Source organism: Pseudomonas fluorescens, from assembly GCF_040448305.1.
Lineage (GTDB): Bacteria > Pseudomonadota > Gammaproteobacteria > Pseudomonadales > Pseudomonadaceae > Aquipseudomonas > Aquipseudomonas fluorescens_BH.
This window is the reverse complement of sequence record NZ_CP148752.1, coordinates 76,473-94,734: the sequence shown is the minus strand read 5'-3', so window position 1 is coordinate 94,734 and position 18,262 is coordinate 76,473. Positions and strand designations below refer to the sequence as shown.

Below are 18,262 nucleotides of genomic sequence, written 5' to 3'. Positions count from 1 at the left end.
GGCTCTCCTGCATTGGTGATGAGTGGCGTGTGTAGGTTGGGACTTCACGGGTTCGAGAAAGTGCAGAAAATCTGAACTTCACCCTCAGGACGGCCAACAGAAGAAATAGGAAAAATCACTGCTAGTCTGTAATTCACACGCCGAGGAGAACGCCATGTCTGACCATCACACCTACAAGAAAATCGAGCTGATCGGCTCGTCCACCAGCAGTATCGAAGACGCGATCAACAACGCGCTGGCCGAAGCCAGCAAAAGCATCAAGTACATGGAATGGTTTGAAGTGACCGAGACCCGTGGGCATATCAGGGACGGCAAGGCTGCGCACTTTCAGGTGACCTTGAAAGTCGGATTCCGGATTGCCAGCAGCTGACTTTGGGCTAGTCTTCTGAACTTGCACGCCGGTCGAATGCCATAGGGAATGGCAAAGCACTACATGAGTGCGTCCGGCTGACGGCTGGTTACCCCTATGACCCGACCAGGGAATGCAACCGATGAAGAAGTTTATGTTGGCAGTAGGTTTGTTGAGCCTTGCGGGGAGCGCATTGGCGGGCGGCAAGCCATGCGAAGAGCTGAAAGCGGAAATCGCAGCGAAACTTGATGCCAAGGGCGTTTCCGGTTATTCGCTGGAGATTGTCGATAAAGGTGCCGCTGCCGGCGGGAAAGTTGTTGGCAAATGCGAAGCGGGCGCCAAAGTGATCGTCTATAAAAAGTAGACCGATTCCCACTTGAATGAAAAAGCCGACGTCAGGGCGTCGGCTTTTTCATGCCTGCATTTTGAGTATCAGCCTCGCATGACCTGCGCCAGCAACTCGTAGGAATGCACGCGATCAGCATGTTCGTACAGGTCACAGGTGAAAATCAGCTCGTCGGCCTGGGTCTGTTCGATCAGGACTTCGAGTTTGGCGCGGATTTTCTGCGGGCTGCCGATCATGGCCAGGCCAAGGAAATCGTGCACGGCCTCTTTCTCATGGGGCAGCCACAGGCCGTCCATGGTCTTCACCGGCGGACGTTGCACCAGGCTTTGGCCACGCATCAGGGCGAGAATCCGCTGGAATACCGAAGTGGCCAGGTACTCGGCCTGCTCGTCGGTATCGGCTGCCACCAATGGCACGCCGAGCATCACGTAGGGCTTGTCCAATACGGCTGACGGCTTGAAGTGATTGCGGTAGACCCGAATCGCTTCATGCATGTAGCGCGGCGCGAAATGCGATGCGAAGGCGTAGGGCAAACCGCGCTCACCCGCCAGTTGCGCACTGAACAGGCTCGATCCCAACAACCAGACCGGCACATTGGTCCCGGTTCCCGGCATCGCGATGATGCGTTGGTCCGGTGTACGTGGCCCGAGGTAGCGCACCAGTTCCGCCACATCTTCCGGGAAGTCGTCGGCGCTGCCGGAACGCTCACGGCGCAACGCACGTGCGGTCATCTGGTCGGAGCCGGGGGCGCGACCCAGGCCCAGATCGATCCGGCCCGGATAAAGGCTTTCCAGGGTGCCGAACTGTTCGGCGATCACCAACGGTGCGTGGTTGGGCAACATCACCCCGCCAGAGCCGACTCGGATGGTCGACGTACCACCGGCCAGGTAACCGAGCAGCACCGAGGTCGCAGAACTGGCGATGCCATCCATGTTGTGGTGCTCAGCCACCCAGAAGCGGTTGTAACCGAATCTTTCGACGTGCTGCGCCAGGTCCAGCGAATTGCGCAGCGACTGGGCCGCGCTGCCGTTCTCGCGCACCGGCACCAGATCGAGGGTCGAGAACTTGATATCGGACAGTCGTTTCATAAACCTGCTTCTCCAATTGAGGGCGCAGGTTTGTTTTTGCGAACGCAAACCTGCCGAATCCAAAAGCGTGATTCATGCAATGAGGGCATATACCCGAGTTTCAATAGCCCGGTAAAAAATCCCGCGAAAAAGCGGATTGATCGGACAGAACCACCCGGTGTCCAAAGTCCTGAATGCGAACATCAGACTGGAGGCCACACGGGTCAGCTAGATTTTCGTTGAAAACAAAAGATCGCAGCCTTGCGCAACCTGCCGGGATCATTCGGTAGAAGGTGCTCAGTCTGCGATCTTTTTTGCGTGGAGACAGACTTGCCCGCTAAAACTGTGGTCGAATAAATGACAGCAGCGAAAACCCACGACTGTGCGTGCTGCCTCAAAGGAGCTTCAACCATGAAACGTTTTGCCCTGGCGGTTATCTGTTGCGCACTGGCCACCTCGGCCCTCGCGGCGCCGAAACCCTGCGAAGAACTCAAGGCCGAGATCGAAGCCAAGATCCAGGCCAGCGGCGTCACTTCCTACACGCTTGAAATTGTCACTAACGACGAAGTACACGACCAGAACATGGTCGTTGGCTCGTGCGAAAACGGCACCAAGAAAATCATCTACCAGAAAAACGACCGCTGAACCGCTCACATCAGGCAGTAGGATTCCCGGTCTTCAGCAACGATTTCGCGCTTGGCGTTGTACAGCCGGGCGCCCGGGGTAAAGGCGATGGAACGGCCTTCGAGCACATAACGCTGGCCGGCTTCAAAATGATCGTATTTGATGGTCAGGTAGCACAGCCGCTCAGAAGGGCCGCCCATCATGCCCAACCCACCACCGGGTACTTCAAAGTCGAAACGCACGATCAGTTCATGGCTGCCCGGCGTGACCTCGAAAAAACGCCCGTCGCGCAGGCGTTGTTTATCCAGTCGTTCGGCCATCAGCAATTTATCGTTGGGGAAGGGCGTAGAAAATTCGACCCAGGCCATTTGTGGATTAGGTGTCGGCATCGGGCTTTGGCAACCCACGACAACACTGGCGGCGAGTAACAGCATCAACCTGCGCATGATGGATGTCCCAAGGGATATGCATCCAGCATAACGCCGATCAGCTGTGTTGACAGCCTGCCGGCGTGCCTTGGCCAATCACTTTGCGCTGTTGATCGTAGAGTTTCGCCCAAGGCCGAAAGCCGATGTTCCCCGCCTGTAGCTGATAACGCTCGCCCGCGTTGAAGTCGTTGAATTTCACGTTCAACTGGCAATCGCGCCACAACGGCTCGGCGTCGGGGCCGATGTTGGTGGGCTGGACCGTGAATTGGTAGCGGACCGTCAACTCATGGCCGCCGGGTTGAACCTGGAAATAGCGTTTATCGTCGGTGGCCTTGTCATCGACCTCCAGCGCTTGCAGCGTCGTATCTTCTTGCTTCGAGTCCAGGTCGATCCAGGCTTGCGCAGGATCAGGGCGGGGTAGTCCAAAATAAGCACAGCCGGCCAGCATCAGCAGGCCTCCTGTCATTATCAACATGCGCATAGCGGAGCTCCAGTCAGGCGGGATAGTCTTGCGGAAAGACTCTCCAAGGAAGAATTATTGTGATCAGGCCGCTTCCTAGCCTTGGGTTACTTGATCGCGTTTTTCGCGTTTTGTTTCCAGGTGTGTTGTTTTTGTTGCTAAACGGTTGCGCCAGCATCAGCTATTACAACCAACTGGCCAGCGGCCAACTGCAGTTGCTGCGGGCCAGGGAGCCTGTTTCCAGCGTGATTGCCGACCCGGCGCGCGATCAAAAATTGCGCACACACCTGGAGCAATCGCAAAAGGCCCGAACCTTCGCCAGCCAGCAATTGCACCTGCCGGATAACCAGAGTTACCGCCTGTACGCGGACATTGGGCGTCCCTTCGTCGTCTGGAATGTCTTCGCCACACCGGAATTTTCCCTCAAGCCTGTAAACCACTGCTTCCCCATCGCCGGTTGCGTGGCCTATCGCGGTTACTACAGCCAGAGCGCAGCCCGCGGCGAAGCGGCTTTGCAACGCTTGCAGGGCATGGACGTGTCGATTGGCGGTGTCGAAGCTTATTCGACACTCGGCTGGTTCAACGACCCGATCATCAGTTCGATGATGGGCTGGGGGGATGAGCGACTGGCCACGCTGATCTTTCACGAGCTGGCCCATCAGCGCGTCTATGTGAAAGACGACACGGAGTTCAACGAATCCTTCGCCACCTTCGTCGAGCAGGAAGGTACTCGCCAATGGCGCGCCTACCGCCACCTGCCACCGGATAACAATGCGCAGGCACGTCAGCGCGAACAGTTCACTGGGTTGGTGCTCAAGACCCGCGCCCGCCTGGAAAAACTCTACACCTTGCCGTTGCCAACCGAACAAATGCGCCAGCGCAAGGCGGCCGAGTTCGAGCGCTTGCGCCGCGAATACCGGCAATTGCGCGACAGTCAGTGGACCGCAGACAAACGCTACGACGCCTGGATCTATGCTCCCATGAACAACGCCCGGTTATTGCCGTTTGGTTTGTACGACCAATGGGTGCCGGCTTTTGCCGCGCTGTTTCATCAGGAGGATGGCGACTGGCTTAAATTTTACGCCGCCGTGGAAAAGCTTGGCGCCTTGCCGACGGACGAGCGCAAGGCCGCGCTGAAGGTTTTGGCTGACGGAGCCGATCAACCAAAGAACCAGTAGCAAACCCCGATCGCACCCAGCACCCCGGCAAGCTCGGCCAACAATGCACAACCGACGGCATGGCGTGCGCGCTGGATGCCCACGGCGCCGAAGTACACCGCCAGGACATAGAACGTCGTTTCGGTACTGCCCTGGACTGTTGCCGCCACCAGCGCCGGGAAGCTGTCCACGCCCGAGGTTTTCATGGTTTCAATCAGCATCGCCCGGGCGGCGCTACCGGAGAAGGGTTTGACCATCGCCGTCGGCAGGGCGTCAACGAAACGCGTGTCCCAACCGGCCCATTCCACCAGATGACGGATCCCGTCCAGACCGAAGTCCAGTGCCCCGGACGCGCGCAGTACGCCCACCGCGCAGAGCATCGCCACCAGGTAGGGCAGCAGGTTCTTGGCGACGTCAAAACCCTCTTTGGCTCCTTCAACGAAGGCCTCGTAGACCTTCACTTTGCGCAGCGCGCCGATCAGTAAAAACAGCATGATCAGGCCAAACAGCGTCAGGTTGCCGAGGATCGATGACAGGCCGGCCAGCGCAGTCGCCGAAAGGGTCGCCAGCAACGCCATGAAACCACCGAGGGCGAGGGCGCCAGGGATCAGGTAGGCCAGCACCACGGGGTCCCAGATGCGCAACCGCTGCATGAATGCCACCGACAGGAAGCCGACAATGGTCGAGCAACTGGTCGCCAGCAGGATCGGCAGGAACACCAGCGTCGGGTCAGGCGCACCTTGCTGGGCGCGATACATGAAGATCGTCACCGGCAGCAGGGTCAGCGAGGAGGCGTTGAGCACCAGGAACAAGATCTGCGCGTTGCTGGCGACGGTAGCGCTGGGATTGAGTTCTTGCAGCGATTTCATGGCCTTGAGGCCGATCGGTGTGGCGGCGTTGTCCAGCCCCAGGCCATTGGCGGCGAAGTTCAGGGTGATCAGGCCAATGGCCGGATGACCCGGCGGGACTTCAGGCATCAGGCGCAAGAACAGTGGCCCCAGGGCCTTGGCCAGCCATTCGACGATGCCGGCTTTCTCGGCAATGCGCAGAAAACCCAGCCAGAGAGTGAGAGTGCCAAACAGCAGCACCATGACTTCGACCGACAGCTTGGCCATGGCAAAAATGCTTTCCACCATCGCCGCGAATATCCCGGCGTTGCCGCCAATCAGCCACTGCGCCAGCGCCGATACGGCAGCCACGATGAAGAAGCCAAGCCAAAGGCCATTGAGCATCAGTCAAATCCCCCCAAAAGATCCGCGAATGATAGCGGGGTGGCCAGAAACGACAAACCCCGGATTTCTCCGGGGTTTGTCTGGTACTGCTGGCACTGCTCACTGTAGGAGCGAGCCTGCTCGCGATAGCGGTGTATCAGTCGACATCAACGGTGACTGTCAGTCCGTCATCGCGAGCAAGCTCGCTCCCACAGGTTTTGTATCAATTGCTGGAGGTTTCACCCGCCGGCAGTTTTTCCTTGCTGCGCCAGTGCGGCAGGGAGTTCCAGTAACGCTGGCCTTTGGCGTCGTCGTACATGCCTTCCCAACGAGCGATAACCAGAACAGCCAGTGCGTTGCCGATCACGTTCAGGGCGGTACGGGCCATGTCCATGACGCGGTCGACACCGGCAATGAACGCCAGGCCTTCCAGTGGAATACCGACGCTGCCAAGGGTGGCCAGCAGTACCACGAAGGACACGCCCGGTACGCCGGCGATACCCTTGGAGGTGACCATCAAGGTCAGTACCAGCAACAGTTGCTGGCTGATCGACAGGTCGATGCCATACAGCTGGGCAATGAAGATCGCCGCGATGCTCTGGTACAGGGTCGAACCGTCGAGGTTGAACGAGTAACCGGTCGGCACCACGAAGCTGCAAATGGCTTTCGGTGCGCCGTAGGCTTCCATCTTCTCGATCACGCGCGGCAGCACGGTTTCGGAGCTGGCGGTGGAGTAGGCCAGTACCAGTTCATCCTTGAAGATGCGCATCAGCTTGATCACCGAGAAGCCGAACAGGCGAGCGATCAGGCCCAGGATCACGAAAGCGAAGAAGGCGATGGCGACGTAAACCAGGATCACCAGTTTGGCCAGCGGTATCAGCGATGCGAAGCCGAAGTTGGCCACAGTCACCGCGATCAGTGCGAACACGCCGATCGGGGCGTAGTTCATGATCATGTGAGTGACCTTGAACATACTTTCCGATACGCCCTGGAACATCTTCACCAGCGGCTCGCGCAGGTCCGCCTGCAGGCTCGACAAACCGAGACCGAACAATACGGAGAAGAAGATGATCGGCAGCATTTCGCCGCGAACCATGGCCGCGAAGATGTTCGACGGGATCAGGTTGAGGATGGTTTCAATGAACGCGTGTTCATGCTGAACCTCGGCCGCCGTAGCCTGGTACTTGGAAATGTCCACAGTGCCCAGGGTGCTCATGTCGATGCCGGCACCCGGATGGAACAGGTTGGCCAGCAGCAGACCGACCACGATGGCGATGGTGGTGACGATTTCGAAGTAGATGATGGTCTTGAAGCCGATGCGCCCCAGCTTCTTGGCGTCACCGACGCCGGCAATGCCGACGATCAAAGAGGAGATGACGATCGGGATCACGATCATCTTGATCAGACGGATAAAGATATCGCCTGCCGGTTGCAGGACGTTGCTGATCCACCAGGCTTTTTCGGCACTGAAATGGTTGAGCAGCGCACCGATTGCAATCCCCAATACCAGACCGATGAGGATCTGCCAGGCGAGGCTAAGCTTTGCCTTCTTCATATCTTTACCCTTACTTGTTGTTTGACTCAGGGAGATGCGCGAACTGGAACGCTTGTGGCGAAAAAGTCCAGTGCATCTGCCCCCCGTATAAGGTGCCCCGGAGCGCGTGTTTACGGCTCTCTGGCAGGCGAAAAAAGGCGCAACTATTCCGATGCAAGGGAGCGCCGTCTAATGCCGTAAACGCCTACCCTATGCCGAATCGGCATGAGGTTTTTTTAGCGAAACGCGCGTCCCAACCGGTTCGAATACGACATTTCAGCAGGCATAAGTGCCGTGAACCGGCCATCACAGAGCAGATTGAATGTTTTTTGAGCAGTGGCCGAGCGTTGATTTTTCAGCAAAATCTCGCCGGACGAAGCGAAAAATCGCGGCCAAAGAAGGGTGATTTTTCTCGATATACGGTCGCTGGTGAAACACCGGGAAAAGTATTTTCCGACGTAACAAGGACAAGAACGAGAAAACAGTGATGAAATCGGGACGAGCGCTCTATTTCAATGTGTTGCGTGATCAAGCCCTTCGCAAGCCCGTCGAGCCTTGGCGGTCCGGCGAACTTGCGCAGCAGCTTTTCCTGACCCGGCCCTTGCGCAGGTACTCCCTGTACCCGTAGGTCACTCCGCCCCTGAAACAGGCAGAACGTCCCGACCCCTTGGTCATGCGCCGGCCCTCCTCAGGTGGCGCAGGTGGAAAGAGGCGCTGTGGCCTCCTTCGTGTACAAACTCAAATGTTCTATCAACAAGACCTGCATGCGCAGGTCAGGCATGTCGGGGAAACGCCAGCCCGCATGCCATGGCACTACCGCCCAACAGGGCGGCTGCCGGTGTCTTGAACAACCCTCTCATGTCAGCCTCGACCGCGACGGCCAAAGAAGAAGGAGGCAATGAACATCACCAGGAACACGACAAACAGAATCTTGGCGATACCCGTGGCGGTGCCCGCGATACCACCGAAGCCCAATACAGCGGCGATGATGGCGATAATCAGGAATGTGATTGCCCAGCTCAACATAGTGATTCTCCTTACGCTTGTGTTTAGAGGTGCTGCGTTTCCCGGCGCATGGGGTGCGGCGGAAGTTTTGCCTAGAACACCCAACGCTCTTGATGACGCATCTCACCCACAGGCCCGGCCTGGTCGACATCCATCATGCGCATCGGGGTGCTATCGGCCTGACCGCTGCTGACAGCGCTGAAATGGGTTTGGGTCGAATGCGGAATCGACAGGCATGGCGCTTCCGGCTGCAGGCTCTGCTCCCAGCGCAGAAACTGCTGGCTGACGATCAGGGTGATCAACAGCGCCAGAACAGCAAACAGGCCTTGCTGGATATGCACAGGCGAGAGATGCAGGTGAGCGACACGTTGACGATTCATCCTGGAACTCCTACCACTCGGGTCGGTATTCGATAGCGGGCGTTTGTTTTTGAATGCCCTGGTCAACCAGACAATTGCAGAGCGCATGCCAGCTTTGAATCGAATTAATTACCTTTAATATCAATATCTTATGAGCATCAAAGAAATCACTTCGCGCGCATCCTGCACGATGCCACTGGTGCAGTCGTGCGTATTGCACGATTGGTTTGAAGGAAGACGTAATTTTTTTGAATTGAGAGGAGGACGCGGATGTCAGAAATTCACGCTGGCCGCTGTCAGAAACCAGGCATCCATTAAAAGACCCGAAAAATCAGGTGGCTAACCGATACATCGGATGAGAGCTACCCTGCCATGACAGGAATGGCTCAGAATCAATCATGCAACTTGCCCGATTTCTCCGGGACTAAATAAAGATCAGTCATTAAGGAGCGCAGGAAAATGGAATCAGCCACTGAGCATCAAGGCCGCATTCTGCTGGTGGATGATGAGTCCGCCATCCTGCGTACTTTCCGTTATTGCCTCGAAGACGAAGGCTACAGCGTGGCCACCGCCACCAGCGCCGCGCAGGCAGAAGCCCTGTTGCAGCGGCAGGTCTTCGACCTGTGCTTCCTCGATTTGCGTCTGGGTGAAGACAACGGCCTCGATGTGCTGGCCCAGATGCGTATCCAGGCGCCCTGGATGCGGGTGGTGATCGTCACTGCGCACTCAGCCGTCGACACGGCAGTGGATGCGATTCAGGCCGGTGCCGCCGACTATCTGGTCAAACCGTGCAGCCCCGATCAACTGCGGCTGGCAACCGCCAAGCAACTGGAAGTGCGGAAACTGTCGGCGCGACTGGAAGCCCTGGAAGGTGAAGTGCGCAGGCCCAAGGATGGTCTGGACTCCCACAGCCCGGCCATGAAAGTGGTACTCGAAACCGCCCGTCAGGTTGCCACGACCGATGCCAATATCCTGATTCTGGGTGAATCCGGGACCGGTAAAGGCGAGCTGTCCCAAGCCATCCACGGCTGGAGCAAACGCGCGAAGAAATCCTGCGTCACGATCAACTGCCCGTCGCTGTCCACCGAGCTCATGGAAAGCGAACTCTTCGGCCACAGCCGCGGCGCCTTCACCGGTGCCAGCGAAAGCACCTTGGGGCGAGTCAACCAGGCCGACGGCGGAACGCTGTTTCTCGACGAAATCGGCGACTTTCCCCTTACGTTGCAGCCGAAGTTGCTGCGTTTTATTCAGGACAAGGAATATGAGCGCGTCGGTGATCCGGTGACCCGCCGTGCCGATGTGCGCATCCTTGCGGCCACCAACCTCATCCTTGAGGACATGGTCCGCGACGGTCGCTTCCGTGAAGACCTGCTCTATCGCCTGAATGTCATCACCTTGCACCTGCCACCGCTACGCGAACGCCGCGAAGATATTCTCAACCTGGCCGATCGTTTCCTGGCGCGCTTCGTCAAGGAGTACGCCCGTCCCGCGCGCGCCTTCAGCGACGAGGCCCGGGAAGCACTATTGGGTTATCGCTGGCCGGGCAACATCCGTGAGCTGCGCAACGTGATCGAGCGGGCGAGCATCATCTGTCCACAGGAGCGGGTCGAGATCAGTCATCTGGGCATGGCCGAAACCCCGGTCAACAATACACCGCACATCGGCGCGGCACTGAGCCTGGAGGAGCTGGAAAAGGCCCACATCGGCGCGGTCCTCGCCACCGCCGATACGCTGGATCAAGCGGCGAAAACTCTGGGCATCGACGCCTCGACGCTGTACCGCAAACGCAAACAGTACAACTTGTGAGCAATAGCCGATGAAACTGGCGCTGAAATTGCGGACCCGGCTTTTCCTGAGCATCTCCGCACTGATCACCGCCGCCTTGCTCGGACTCTTGCTCGGGCTGGTCAGCGTGATGCAGATGGCCGGCAGCCAGGAAGCCCTGATCCGCAGTAACTTCATCACCCTGGACCTGGGGCTCAAGCTGCGTCAGACCCTGGGTGATCAACTGATCATCATGCTCAGCGAGAAGCCTGACTCCGCCGCTTTCGCCGCCTCGAAGCAGCATTACTTCGAACTGCTGGAGGAAGGCATCGCCCAGGAGCCGGAGGAAACCGCAAGCGAGCACGGCTTCAGAAAAGCCAAGGCCGACTACGAGAGCTTTATCCAGGCTTATGAAACGTCCCCGGACCCGTCGAATGTGCTTAGTAGCCACGATAACCTGACGGAAAAATTCAACGCGCTACGCAATGGCCTGATCGCCGAGCACAAGCGCGCGCTGGATAACATCAGCGATACCGAGCGCCAGGCCCGGGAGCAGGCACTGCTGATTGCCGGGCTGCTTGGCCTGGTGGGGCTGGCGGTGCTGATCATCGGCTTCGTGACCGCACAGGCCATCGCCCGGCGTTTCGGGGAGCCCATCGAGGCGCTGGCCAAGGCGGCGGACAATATCGGCCAGGGCAATTTCGATGTCACCCTGCCGATTTCTTCGGCGATGGAACTGAACCAGCTGACCCGGCGTTTCGGGATCATGGCCCAAGCGCTGCGTGAACATCAGGCCACCAATGTCGATGAGCTGCTGGCCGGTCAGCAGCGTTTGCAGGCCGTGCTCGACAGCATCGACGACGGCCTGCTGATGATCGACCGTCAGGGTCATCTGGAACACCTTAACCCTGTAGCCCAGCGTCAGTTGGGCTGGGAGTCCGATCGTCTGGGTCAAGGATTGGGCACGGCGCTGGAGCGCCCCGAACTCGATGAGCAGCTGCAACTGGTACTGCGCGGCGGCACGCTGGAACGGGCGCCGGAAGACTTGAATGTCGAAGTCGACGGCGAGTCGCGACTGCTGACCTATAGCCTGACCCCGGTCAGCCATACCCAGGGCCATATTCTCGGTGCCGTGATGGTGCTGCATGACGTCACGGAACAGCGTGCCTTCGAACGGGTACGCAGCGAGTTCGTATTGCGCGCCTCCCATGAATTGCGCACACCGGTCACCGGCATGCACATGGCCTTCGGATTGTTCCGTGAGCGCGCGCACTTTGCCCCGGATTCCCGGGAAGCCGACCTGCTCGATACCGTGAATGAAGAGATGCAGCGGCTGATGCAGTTGATCAATGACCTGCTGAATTTCTCCCGTTACCAGAACGGTTTGCAGAAACTCACCCTGGCGCCGTGCTCCATCGAGGCATTGCTGGAACAGGCTCAGTCACGCTTTGCCACATCGGCTGAAGAGAAGGAAATCAATCTGCTGGTGGAAGTACAGGGACCTTTGCCGCGGTTGCAGGCCGACCAGCCACAACTGGAGCGGGTACTCGACAACTTGCTCGACAACGCCTTGCGTCACACCGGCTCCGGCGGGCAGATACGCTTGCAGGCCCGGCGCCACGGTGACCGGGTCATCATCAGTGTCGAGGACAACGGCGAAGGCATTGCCTACGGCCAGCAAGGGCGGATCTTCGAGCCCTTCGTGCAGGTCGGACGCAAGAAGGGCGGGGCCGGGCTCGGCTTGGCGCTGTGCAAGGAAATCGTGCAATTGCATGGCGGGCGGATAGGCGTCTATTCACGGCCGGGGCAGGGTACTCAGTTCTATATGACGCTGACCGTGTAGGTCACCCTCACGCTTCATCATCCAGGCGCCGGCCTCCCCGACGCCGCCCCCGGGTAATCAATTCAGTGAACTGCACTGCGCTCAGCGCGCGGGCGAAAAGCCAGCCCTGGCCGAACTTCACGCCTTCGCTGCACAGAAACGCGGCCTGGGCCTCATGCTCGATGCCCTCGGCAATCACCTTCAGGTGCAGCGACTGGGCCATGTGAATGATGTGCGGAGCCACACCGCTGCTGGCGGCGTCATGACCCAACGCATCAATGAACGCCTTGTCGATTTTCAGGCAATCGACCGGCAGGGTCTGCAAATAGGCGAGGCTGCAATAGCCGGTGCCAAAGTCATCGATCAACACCTGGTGCCCGACATCCCGTAGCGCTTGCAGGTTTTCCCGGGCCACCACCACATCGACCAGCCCGCGCTCGGTGACTTCAAAGGCAATTTGCCGCGCAGCGACGCGATGCAGGGTCAGCAGCCGCGCCATCACCTGGCCAATCCGCGGAACCATCACATCACACGCCGCGAGATTGACCGAGATGTACAGTTGCGGGTTGGCACGCAACAACTGGCCGAGTTGCTCGAGCAGGCGTTGCAGGACGAAGTCCGTCATCTGGCGAATCTGCCCGGTGTTCTCCGCCATCGGAATGAACAGGTCGGGACTGGTCAGGGTGCCGTCCGGCCTGCGCCAGCGAAGCAGTGCTTCAGCCCCGACACAGTTGCGGCTATCAAGGTCGAAGATCGGTTGATACAGCACCTGCAACTCGCCACGGCGAATCGCGCCGGCCAGTTCGGCGTCCAGCGACTGCCGCTGGCGCACCAGCAGAAACACCAGGAACCCAACGCATATGCCCAGCGCGAGGCTGGCCGGCAGCAACCACCACCAGACCGCCGGGATATGCATGCCGGTGCGTGGGCTGATCAACACCAATTGATATTCCGGGTTGTCGGTGGGCATGCGGTATATCAGGCGTGTCTGGGTGATCTGCAGCGCATCACGGTTTTTCGGTGGCCAGGCCTCGGCCGGCGGCCAGACCTGAGAAGCGCCGAGCACCGGAATCGCGCGCGCGCCATGGTCCAGGACCACCAGCAGGCTGCTGCCCGGCGACAGGTCGACCATATCGGTCAAATGCCCGCGAGAGGTCGCCACCCGGAAATTCCCGCGCCCGAGCATCAGCGCGGCGCGGTTTTCATCGGGTTCGGTGGTGGTGTTGAGCCAATAGCTGTAAGTCGGGCCTTTGATGTCTGGCGATCGACTCAGCGACAGCCCTTCCTGGCGAGGACGATTGGAGCAGATTCGCGAGGAGTCCATGTAGGCGGCTTCGTAGACGAAGCGATAATTGAACGAAACCTGTTGCAAGGTTGCGATCATTTCAGCATCGCAACCGCGCAACGGTTGCGCTTCAAGGTCGTCAAGGCTTTCACGCAGTTGCCCGAAGAGCTGCTCCAGGCGGGCGAGGAAGCGTTCGCCCTGAGCATTCATTTCTTCGCTTTCGTTTTGCTCGACCTGGTGTATGGCGACGAACAGGCTGCCGGCCATCAATAACGTTGCGCTCAAGACAGTAGACATCAGCCCCAGGAACCAGGGGCGATGGAACCAACTACGGAGGGTCTCTCGAGCAACAGTCATTGTGTAATATCCGAAGGATTACCAATGAGTTATAGCTGCTGATTGGAAAAAAGCCCTGACCGTCGGGCGGGCGTCATTATTTTGTCTGATTCAACACCAAAAGTAGCGCGGCAGTTTGCGCATCCGGAGTGCCATCGAAGCGCGCCGGACGGAAACGCATCTGAAATGCCGCGATCACATGTCGTGTCGCGACATCGAGCTCACCGGTTTGTGGCGAGGCATAACCCAGGCGGGCCAACTGCGCCTGAAACCAGCTGATGCTCGGCAACTGCTCGGCGAACAGCATTTGCTGGCGCGCCACCGACTGTTCATTCGGCCAGAGGCCCAAGCCTTCGGCGGCCAGACGCTTCCAGGGGAACAGCGGCCCCGGGTCCAGCTTGCGCATTGGTGCAATATCGCTATGGCCAATGATGTCGCGAGGCTTTATGCCGTGGCGTTTGCTGATGTCCTTGAGCAACACGATCAACGACTGGACCTGATCTTCGGTGTAGGGATACCACACCCGTCCGGTCGGGGTGTCCTTGAAACCCGGATTGACGATTTCGATACCGATAGAGCTGGAATTCAGCCAGGTCCGGCCATCCCACTCGCTCTCCCCGGCGTGCCAGGCCCGCACATTTTCATCCATCAACTTGTAGATGGTGGCGCCCTTGTCGTCGCCGATCAGGTAATGGCTGCTGACTTCACCGTGGGTCAGCAATTGCAACGAACGCTCCAGCGAGGCATTGGTGTAATGCACCACCACAAATTGCACGCGGCTGTCGTAATTGGCCGAAGGGTGGCTGGTGTCGAAACGGGGACCGCTGGCGCAGCCGGCCAGCAGAATCAGAGACGCGATCAGAGCAAAATATTTCATGGGAAGACAGTACACACAAGACAATAATGCAACAGTGTAACGTAGTGCCTGGCGGGCTGACGGCAATCAAACAAAATGGAACAATTGACGATCAGCCCGGCTCCACGCGGTTGCGGCCGGCATTTTTTGCGCGATACAGCGCCTGATCGGCTCTTTTAAGCACTTGATCGCCGTGCTCTCCCGGCCTGAACGCTGTCATTCCGATAGACACGGTGATGGTCACCGGCTCTCCCTTGAAGTGGAACGGACAGGCCTCAATGGAGGCACGCAAGCTTTCCAGCAATTTCAGCCCCGCCGCCGGCACCGTGGATGGCATTAACAGCACAAACTCTTCGCCGCCAAACCGGGCAATGAAATCCGTCCCGCGCAGCCGCTTGCGCAACACGCTGGCGATGATTTTCAGCACTTTGTCACCAGCCAGGTGCCCATAGTTATCGTTGATACGCTTGAAATGATCGAGGTCGAGCATGGCCAGCAGCAGCGTGTTGCCATGTTGCTGCCATTGCGTGACTTCATGATCCAGGCGCTCGCTCCAGGCCGCGCGGTTGGGCAGCCCGGTCAACGGGTCGACCAATGCCTTCTGCCGTTGCTCTTCAAGGTGCTCGCGATAGCCCTGGGCCTCCTGCTCCATATGGGCAACCCGCTCGGCCAGACTGTGCAGGCGCACAGCGACCTCTTGCTCGCGCTCATCGCGCTGTTTCTGGTGCTGGTCCATGGTGCCCAGCAAGCCTTCGAGATGGTTTTCCAGAACGTGCTTGAGATCTTCCAGGTCTGCGGCTTCCTGCATGCTGCTTTGCAGGCCATCGACCTGTTCGCGGATCTGCGTGTCCATCTGCCGCGCAGCCGAGCGGTTGTCGGCGTGTCCAGCAGTGGCGGCCTGCAAGTTGCTCTGGAACGATTCGAGGCGCTCGTTCAGTCGTTGCAGATAGGCTTCGAACTCATGCTGGCCGCTGTCGGTAATGGCCAGCATCAACGTGGCGAAGTCGTCGAGGATCGGCAGTAATTCGTACCAGTTCAGACCGTTTTTCAGACGATCGCGCATGGATTCGGCTTGCGGGCGATGACGCTCGGGCAATGTCAGGTCGTCGAGCAGCCCCAGCAGCGTGTCTTCGATGTGACTGGCCACCGAGCTGTAGGAGGGCTCGGGGGAGTCCGGGAGTGCGTAGAGAATGTCGTGTTCGGATGGCGCCTGATCGACGACGACCACGTCCTGCGTCGGAATCGGAGGTAAGGGCAAGCTATCGGGCGATGCTTGCGCGGTCAGCTCGTCGGGGTTTGTTTGCGACTCAGGACGCGTCGCGATGGTTTCCGGGGTCGGTTGCTCGGCCGATCCGATTTCTGCCGCGGTTGCACTGGCTGGTTGAGGCTCCACAGGCGCTGGGGCAAAAGCCACGACTTTCGGAGCAGACGCAGCCACGGCTGGCTCGGTCGGCGCAGACTCGCCTTCAACTCGCGCAGCAGGGGGTACCTCGAAAGTTGCCGCAGGGTTCTCGGCTACAGAGGCCTGGGCAGGAGAAGTAGCCGCTGATGCCACCACCTCCTGCACTTCACGCCCGCCGAACAACCGCAGCAGCAAGCCCGGCCGGCCGTTCTCCGTCGGGGTCTCCAGCTGGCTCAGGGCCTTGCCTTGCAAGCCGCTCAGCTCGCTGAGCAGCAAGGGTATCTCACGCGCCTGACTGACCCGCGCATCCAGCTGCTTGGCGAAACTCTTGAGTGGCCGACTCACATCCCGTGGCAGCGGCAATGTTTGCAGTTGCGTGACCAGCGCAGTCAGGGCGGCACTGGTCTGGTTGACCCGGGTTTCCCGACGCTGTTCGGAGTCGAGCACGGCTTTTTCCAGGCGCGGAATCAGCGCGGCCAGGCCGGCGTCCATGTCATCGGTGCGCACGACCTCGCGCATTTCCTTCATGCATTGGTCAACGGCGCGGTCAGTACCTTCCGCCGCCAGGGTGCTGCGCACCAGACCGCGACGCAGCAAGTCGAGCCGTGCGTCCCAGCGACGCTCGAGTTTTTCCTGTTGTTCGATGCTTTTGAGGTATTTCTCTTTCCAGCGCTGTGCTTCGTCGCTCATTCATGGGTTCCGCGAAGGGCAGGACTCAACGCGGGCAATGCATCGGCCGTGAGCGAACCCGGCAAACGAATCTCTACCGCGACCGGCAGGTGATCGGAAATGGGCTGTGCCAGCACCTCGACCTTTTCCAGGGTCAGGCTCGGGCTCAGCAGGATATGGTCCAGGCAGCGCTGTGGGCGCCAGCTGGGAAACGTTGCTTCCAGTTGCGGCGCGAGTAGACCGAGATCGCGCAACGGGGAATGTTGCAGCAGGTCGCTGGCATGGGTGTTCATGTCGCCCATCAGTACCTGATGCTTGTAGTCGCCAATCAACTCGCGGATGTAGGCCAGTTGCAGGCTGCGCGCCCGGGCGCCCAACGCCAGGTGCATCATGACCACCACCAGCGCTTCCGGGCCTTCGCCGAACCGTACCAGAATGGCTCCGCGACCCTTTGGCCCCGGCAACGGATGATCTTCAATTGCCCACGGGCGCAATCGACTGAGCACGCCGTTGCTGTGCTGGGCCAGGCGACCGAGATTGCGATTGAGTTGTTGATACCAGTAGGGAAAGGCACCGAGATGGGCCAGGTGTTCAACCTGATTGACGTAGCCTGATCGCAGGCTGCCGCCATCGGCCTCTTGCAAGGCGACCAGATCGAAGTCGCCCAGCAGATTGCCGATTTTCTGCAGATTGTCGGCACGCCCGGTGTGCGGCAGCAGGTGCTGCCAGCCCCGGGTCAGGTAATGCCGATAGCGCTCGGTACTGATACCGACCTGGATATTGAAACTGAGCAAGCGCAGACGACTGTCTGCGGGCAGGCCCGTGGACTCCAGATGATGCTCGTTGACCCGCGGATCATGCAGGCCAACGATGCGTTCAGTACCCCATCGGCGCATGGCAGTGACTGCCCTTAGTTGGCGGCAGCCTTGTTAGCCGCTCGCTCTTTGTCGATCAGTTTGTCGGCCAGTTGCAGGGCCTGTTCAGCGCCGCCGGCAGAACCCACGTCGAAGCGATATTTGCCGTTGACGATCAAGGTTGGAACACCGGTGATTTCATATTTTTTGGCCAATTCAGTGGCTTTGTTGATTTGGCCTTTGATGGCGAAAGAATCGAAGGTCGCCAGGAATTTATCCTTGTCGACGCCCTGTGTGGCCAGGAAATCTGCCATGTCATTCTTGTCGGTCAGCTTTTTATGTTCTTTCTGGATCGCTTCGAACACCGCAGTATGGACCTTGTGTTCGACACCCATCGCTTCGAGGGTCAGGAACAACTGGCCATGTGCATTCCAAGGGCCACCGAACATGGCCGGGATACGGACGAAGTTCACGTCGGAAGGCAACTTCTCGGCCCAGGGATTGATCACTGGCTCGAAGGCGTAGCAATGCGGGCAGCCGTACCAGAACAGCTCTACCACTTCGATCTTGCCAGGTACGGCGACCGGAACCGGATTGCTCAGTTCAACATAAGGTGCGGCGGGGGCGTCAGCGGCCTGGGCAGTCATGCCGAACAGGCTGGCAGCGGCAAAAACGGCGCTGATGATCAGATTACGCATGCTTTACTCCTGGACAAATTTTATCGCCTCGCGCGA

18 protein-coding genes are annotated in these 18,262 nt (G+C 59.0%); 6 read left to right on the top strand and 12 right to left on the bottom strand.

Annotation, left to right across the window (positions count from 1 at the left end):
* Positions 1-154 precede the first annotated feature (154 nt).
* Positions 155-370: a dodecin gene (locus WHX55_RS00460; RefSeq protein WP_057712579.1), complete on the top strand. Its 216-nt coding sequence runs from the start codon at positions 155-157 to the stop codon at positions 368-370.
* A gap of 121 nt (positions 371-491) precedes the next feature.
* Positions 492-713 carry a DUF1161 domain-containing protein gene (locus WHX55_RS00455; protein WP_008045869.1) on the top strand — a complete coding sequence of 74 codons (222 nt, stop codon included), beginning with the start codon at positions 492-494 and terminating at the stop codon, positions 711-713.
* Positions 714-781: 68 nt separating this feature from the next.
* Here WHX55_RS00455 and WHX55_RS00450 read toward each other — a convergent pair whose 3' ends face one another.
* Positions 782-1,783, bottom strand: a complete 1,002-nt coding sequence (locus tag WHX55_RS00450) for an LLM class flavin-dependent oxidoreductase (RefSeq protein WP_150728190.1) — start codon at positions 1,781-1,783, stop codon at positions 782-784.
* A 390-nt stretch (positions 1,784-2,173) separates the two neighbouring features.
* Here WHX55_RS00450 and WHX55_RS00445 point away from each other — a divergent pair, with 390 nt between their 5' ends.
* Positions 2,174-2,407, top strand: a complete 234-nt coding sequence (locus WHX55_RS00445) for a DUF1161 domain-containing protein (protein WP_104450431.1) — start codon at positions 2,174-2,176, stop codon at positions 2,405-2,407.
* A 5-nt stretch (positions 2,408-2,412) separates the two neighbouring features.
* Here WHX55_RS00445 and WHX55_RS00440 read toward each other — a convergent pair whose 3' ends face one another.
* Both WHX55_RS00440 and WHX55_RS00435 read right to left on the bottom strand, forming a co-directional pair.
* Positions 2,413-2,832 carry a hypothetical protein gene (locus tag WHX55_RS00440; protein WP_150728189.1) on the bottom strand — a complete coding sequence of 140 codons (420 nt, stop codon included), beginning with the start codon at positions 2,830-2,832 and terminating at the stop codon, positions 2,413-2,415.
* Positions 2,833-2,872: 40 nt separating this feature from the next.
* Positions 2,873-3,295, bottom strand: a complete 423-nt coding sequence (locus tag WHX55_RS00435; RefSeq protein ID WP_353741804.1) for a hypothetical protein — start codon at positions 3,293-3,295, stop codon at positions 2,873-2,875.
* Positions 3,296-3,354: 59 nt separating this feature from the next.
* Between WHX55_RS00435 and WHX55_RS00430 the strand changes: the two genes are divergently transcribed.
* Entirely contained in the window at positions 3,355-4,452 is a 1,098-nt protein-coding gene (locus tag WHX55_RS00430; RefSeq protein WP_150757403.1) for an aminopeptidase, read from the top strand.
* Here the strand turns inward: WHX55_RS00430 and WHX55_RS00425 are convergent.
* The 4 genes from WHX55_RS00425 to WHX55_RS00410 all read right to left on the bottom strand — a co-directional run bounded on the left by WHX55_RS00425 (position 4,434) and on the right by WHX55_RS00410 (position 8,561).
* Positions 4,434-5,663: a spore maturation protein gene (locus WHX55_RS00425; protein WP_150753721.1), complete on the bottom strand. Its 1,230-nt coding sequence runs from the start codon at positions 5,661-5,663 to the stop codon at positions 4,434-4,436. The genes WHX55_RS00430 and WHX55_RS00425 overlap by 19 nt on opposite strands.
* A gap of 202 nt (positions 5,664-5,865) precedes the next feature.
* Positions 5,866-7,197: a glutamate/aspartate:proton symporter GltP gene (gltP, locus tag WHX55_RS00420; protein ID WP_057712586.1), complete on the bottom strand. Its 1,332-nt coding sequence runs from the start codon at positions 7,195-7,197 to the stop codon at positions 5,866-5,868.
* Between the two features lie 840 nt (positions 7,198-8,037).
* A complete protein-coding gene (locus WHX55_RS00415) occupies positions 8,038-8,202 on the bottom strand; it encodes a DUF1328 domain-containing protein (RefSeq protein WP_003177151.1) in 165 nt (54 codons plus the stop codon).
* A gap of 71 nt (positions 8,203-8,273) precedes the next feature.
* Positions 8,274-8,561: a hypothetical protein gene (locus WHX55_RS00410; RefSeq protein WP_353741803.1), complete on the bottom strand. Its 288-nt coding sequence runs from the start codon at positions 8,559-8,561 to the stop codon at positions 8,274-8,276.
* Positions 8,562-8,999: 438 nt separating this feature from the next.
* On the opposite strand from WHX55_RS00410, the gene algB reads away from it, so the two are divergent.
* The gene (algB, locus tag WHX55_RS00405) at positions 9,000-10,346 is read left to right on the top strand and encodes a sigma-54-dependent response regulator transcription factor AlgB (RefSeq protein ID WP_353741802.1); all 1,347 of its coding nucleotides are present in this window, start codon (positions 9,000-9,002) and stop codon (positions 10,344-10,346) included.
* A 10-nt stretch (positions 10,347-10,356) separates the two neighbouring features.
* Complete coding sequence (locus WHX55_RS00400) at positions 10,357-12,147, top strand: KinB sensor domain-containing domain (RefSeq protein WP_353741801.1); 1,791 nt, start codon at positions 10,357-10,359, stop codon at positions 12,145-12,147.
* Between the two features lie 7 nt (positions 12,148-12,154).
* On the opposite strand, the gene WHX55_RS00395 is transcribed toward WHX55_RS00400, so the two are convergent.
* The 5 genes from WHX55_RS00395 to WHX55_RS00375 all read right to left on the bottom strand — a co-directional run bounded on the left by WHX55_RS00395 (position 12,155) and on the right by WHX55_RS00375 (position 18,226).
* On the bottom strand, positions 12,155-13,768 hold the full coding sequence (locus tag WHX55_RS00395; RefSeq protein ID WP_150753725.1) for an EAL domain-containing protein: 1,614 nt from the start codon (positions 13,766-13,768) through the stop codon (positions 12,155-12,157).
* A gap of 76 nt (positions 13,769-13,844) precedes the next feature.
* Positions 13,845-14,624, bottom strand: a complete 780-nt coding sequence (locus WHX55_RS00390) for an N-acetylmuramoyl-L-alanine amidase (protein WP_150753726.1) — start codon at positions 14,622-14,624, stop codon at positions 13,845-13,847.
* A 91-nt stretch (positions 14,625-14,715) separates the two neighbouring features.
* Positions 14,716-16,695 carry a diguanylate cyclase gene (locus WHX55_RS00385; protein ID WP_353741800.1) on the bottom strand — a complete coding sequence of 660 codons (1,980 nt, stop codon included), beginning with the start codon at positions 16,693-16,695 and terminating at the stop codon, positions 14,716-14,718.
* Entirely contained in the window at positions 16,692-17,570 is an 879-nt protein-coding gene (locus tag WHX55_RS00380; protein ID WP_150728178.1) for an endonuclease/exonuclease/phosphatase family protein, read from the bottom strand. Before WHX55_RS00380 ends, WHX55_RS00385 begins: the two co-directional genes overlap by 4 nt.
* Before the next feature lie 14 nt (positions 17,571-17,584).
* Positions 17,585-18,226 (bottom strand): thiol:disulfide interchange protein DsbA/DsbL, encoded by a 642-nt coding sequence (locus tag WHX55_RS00375; protein ID WP_150728177.1) that lies wholly within the window; start codon positions 18,224-18,226, stop codon positions 17,585-17,587.
* Positions 18,227-18,262: the final 36 nt, after the last annotated feature.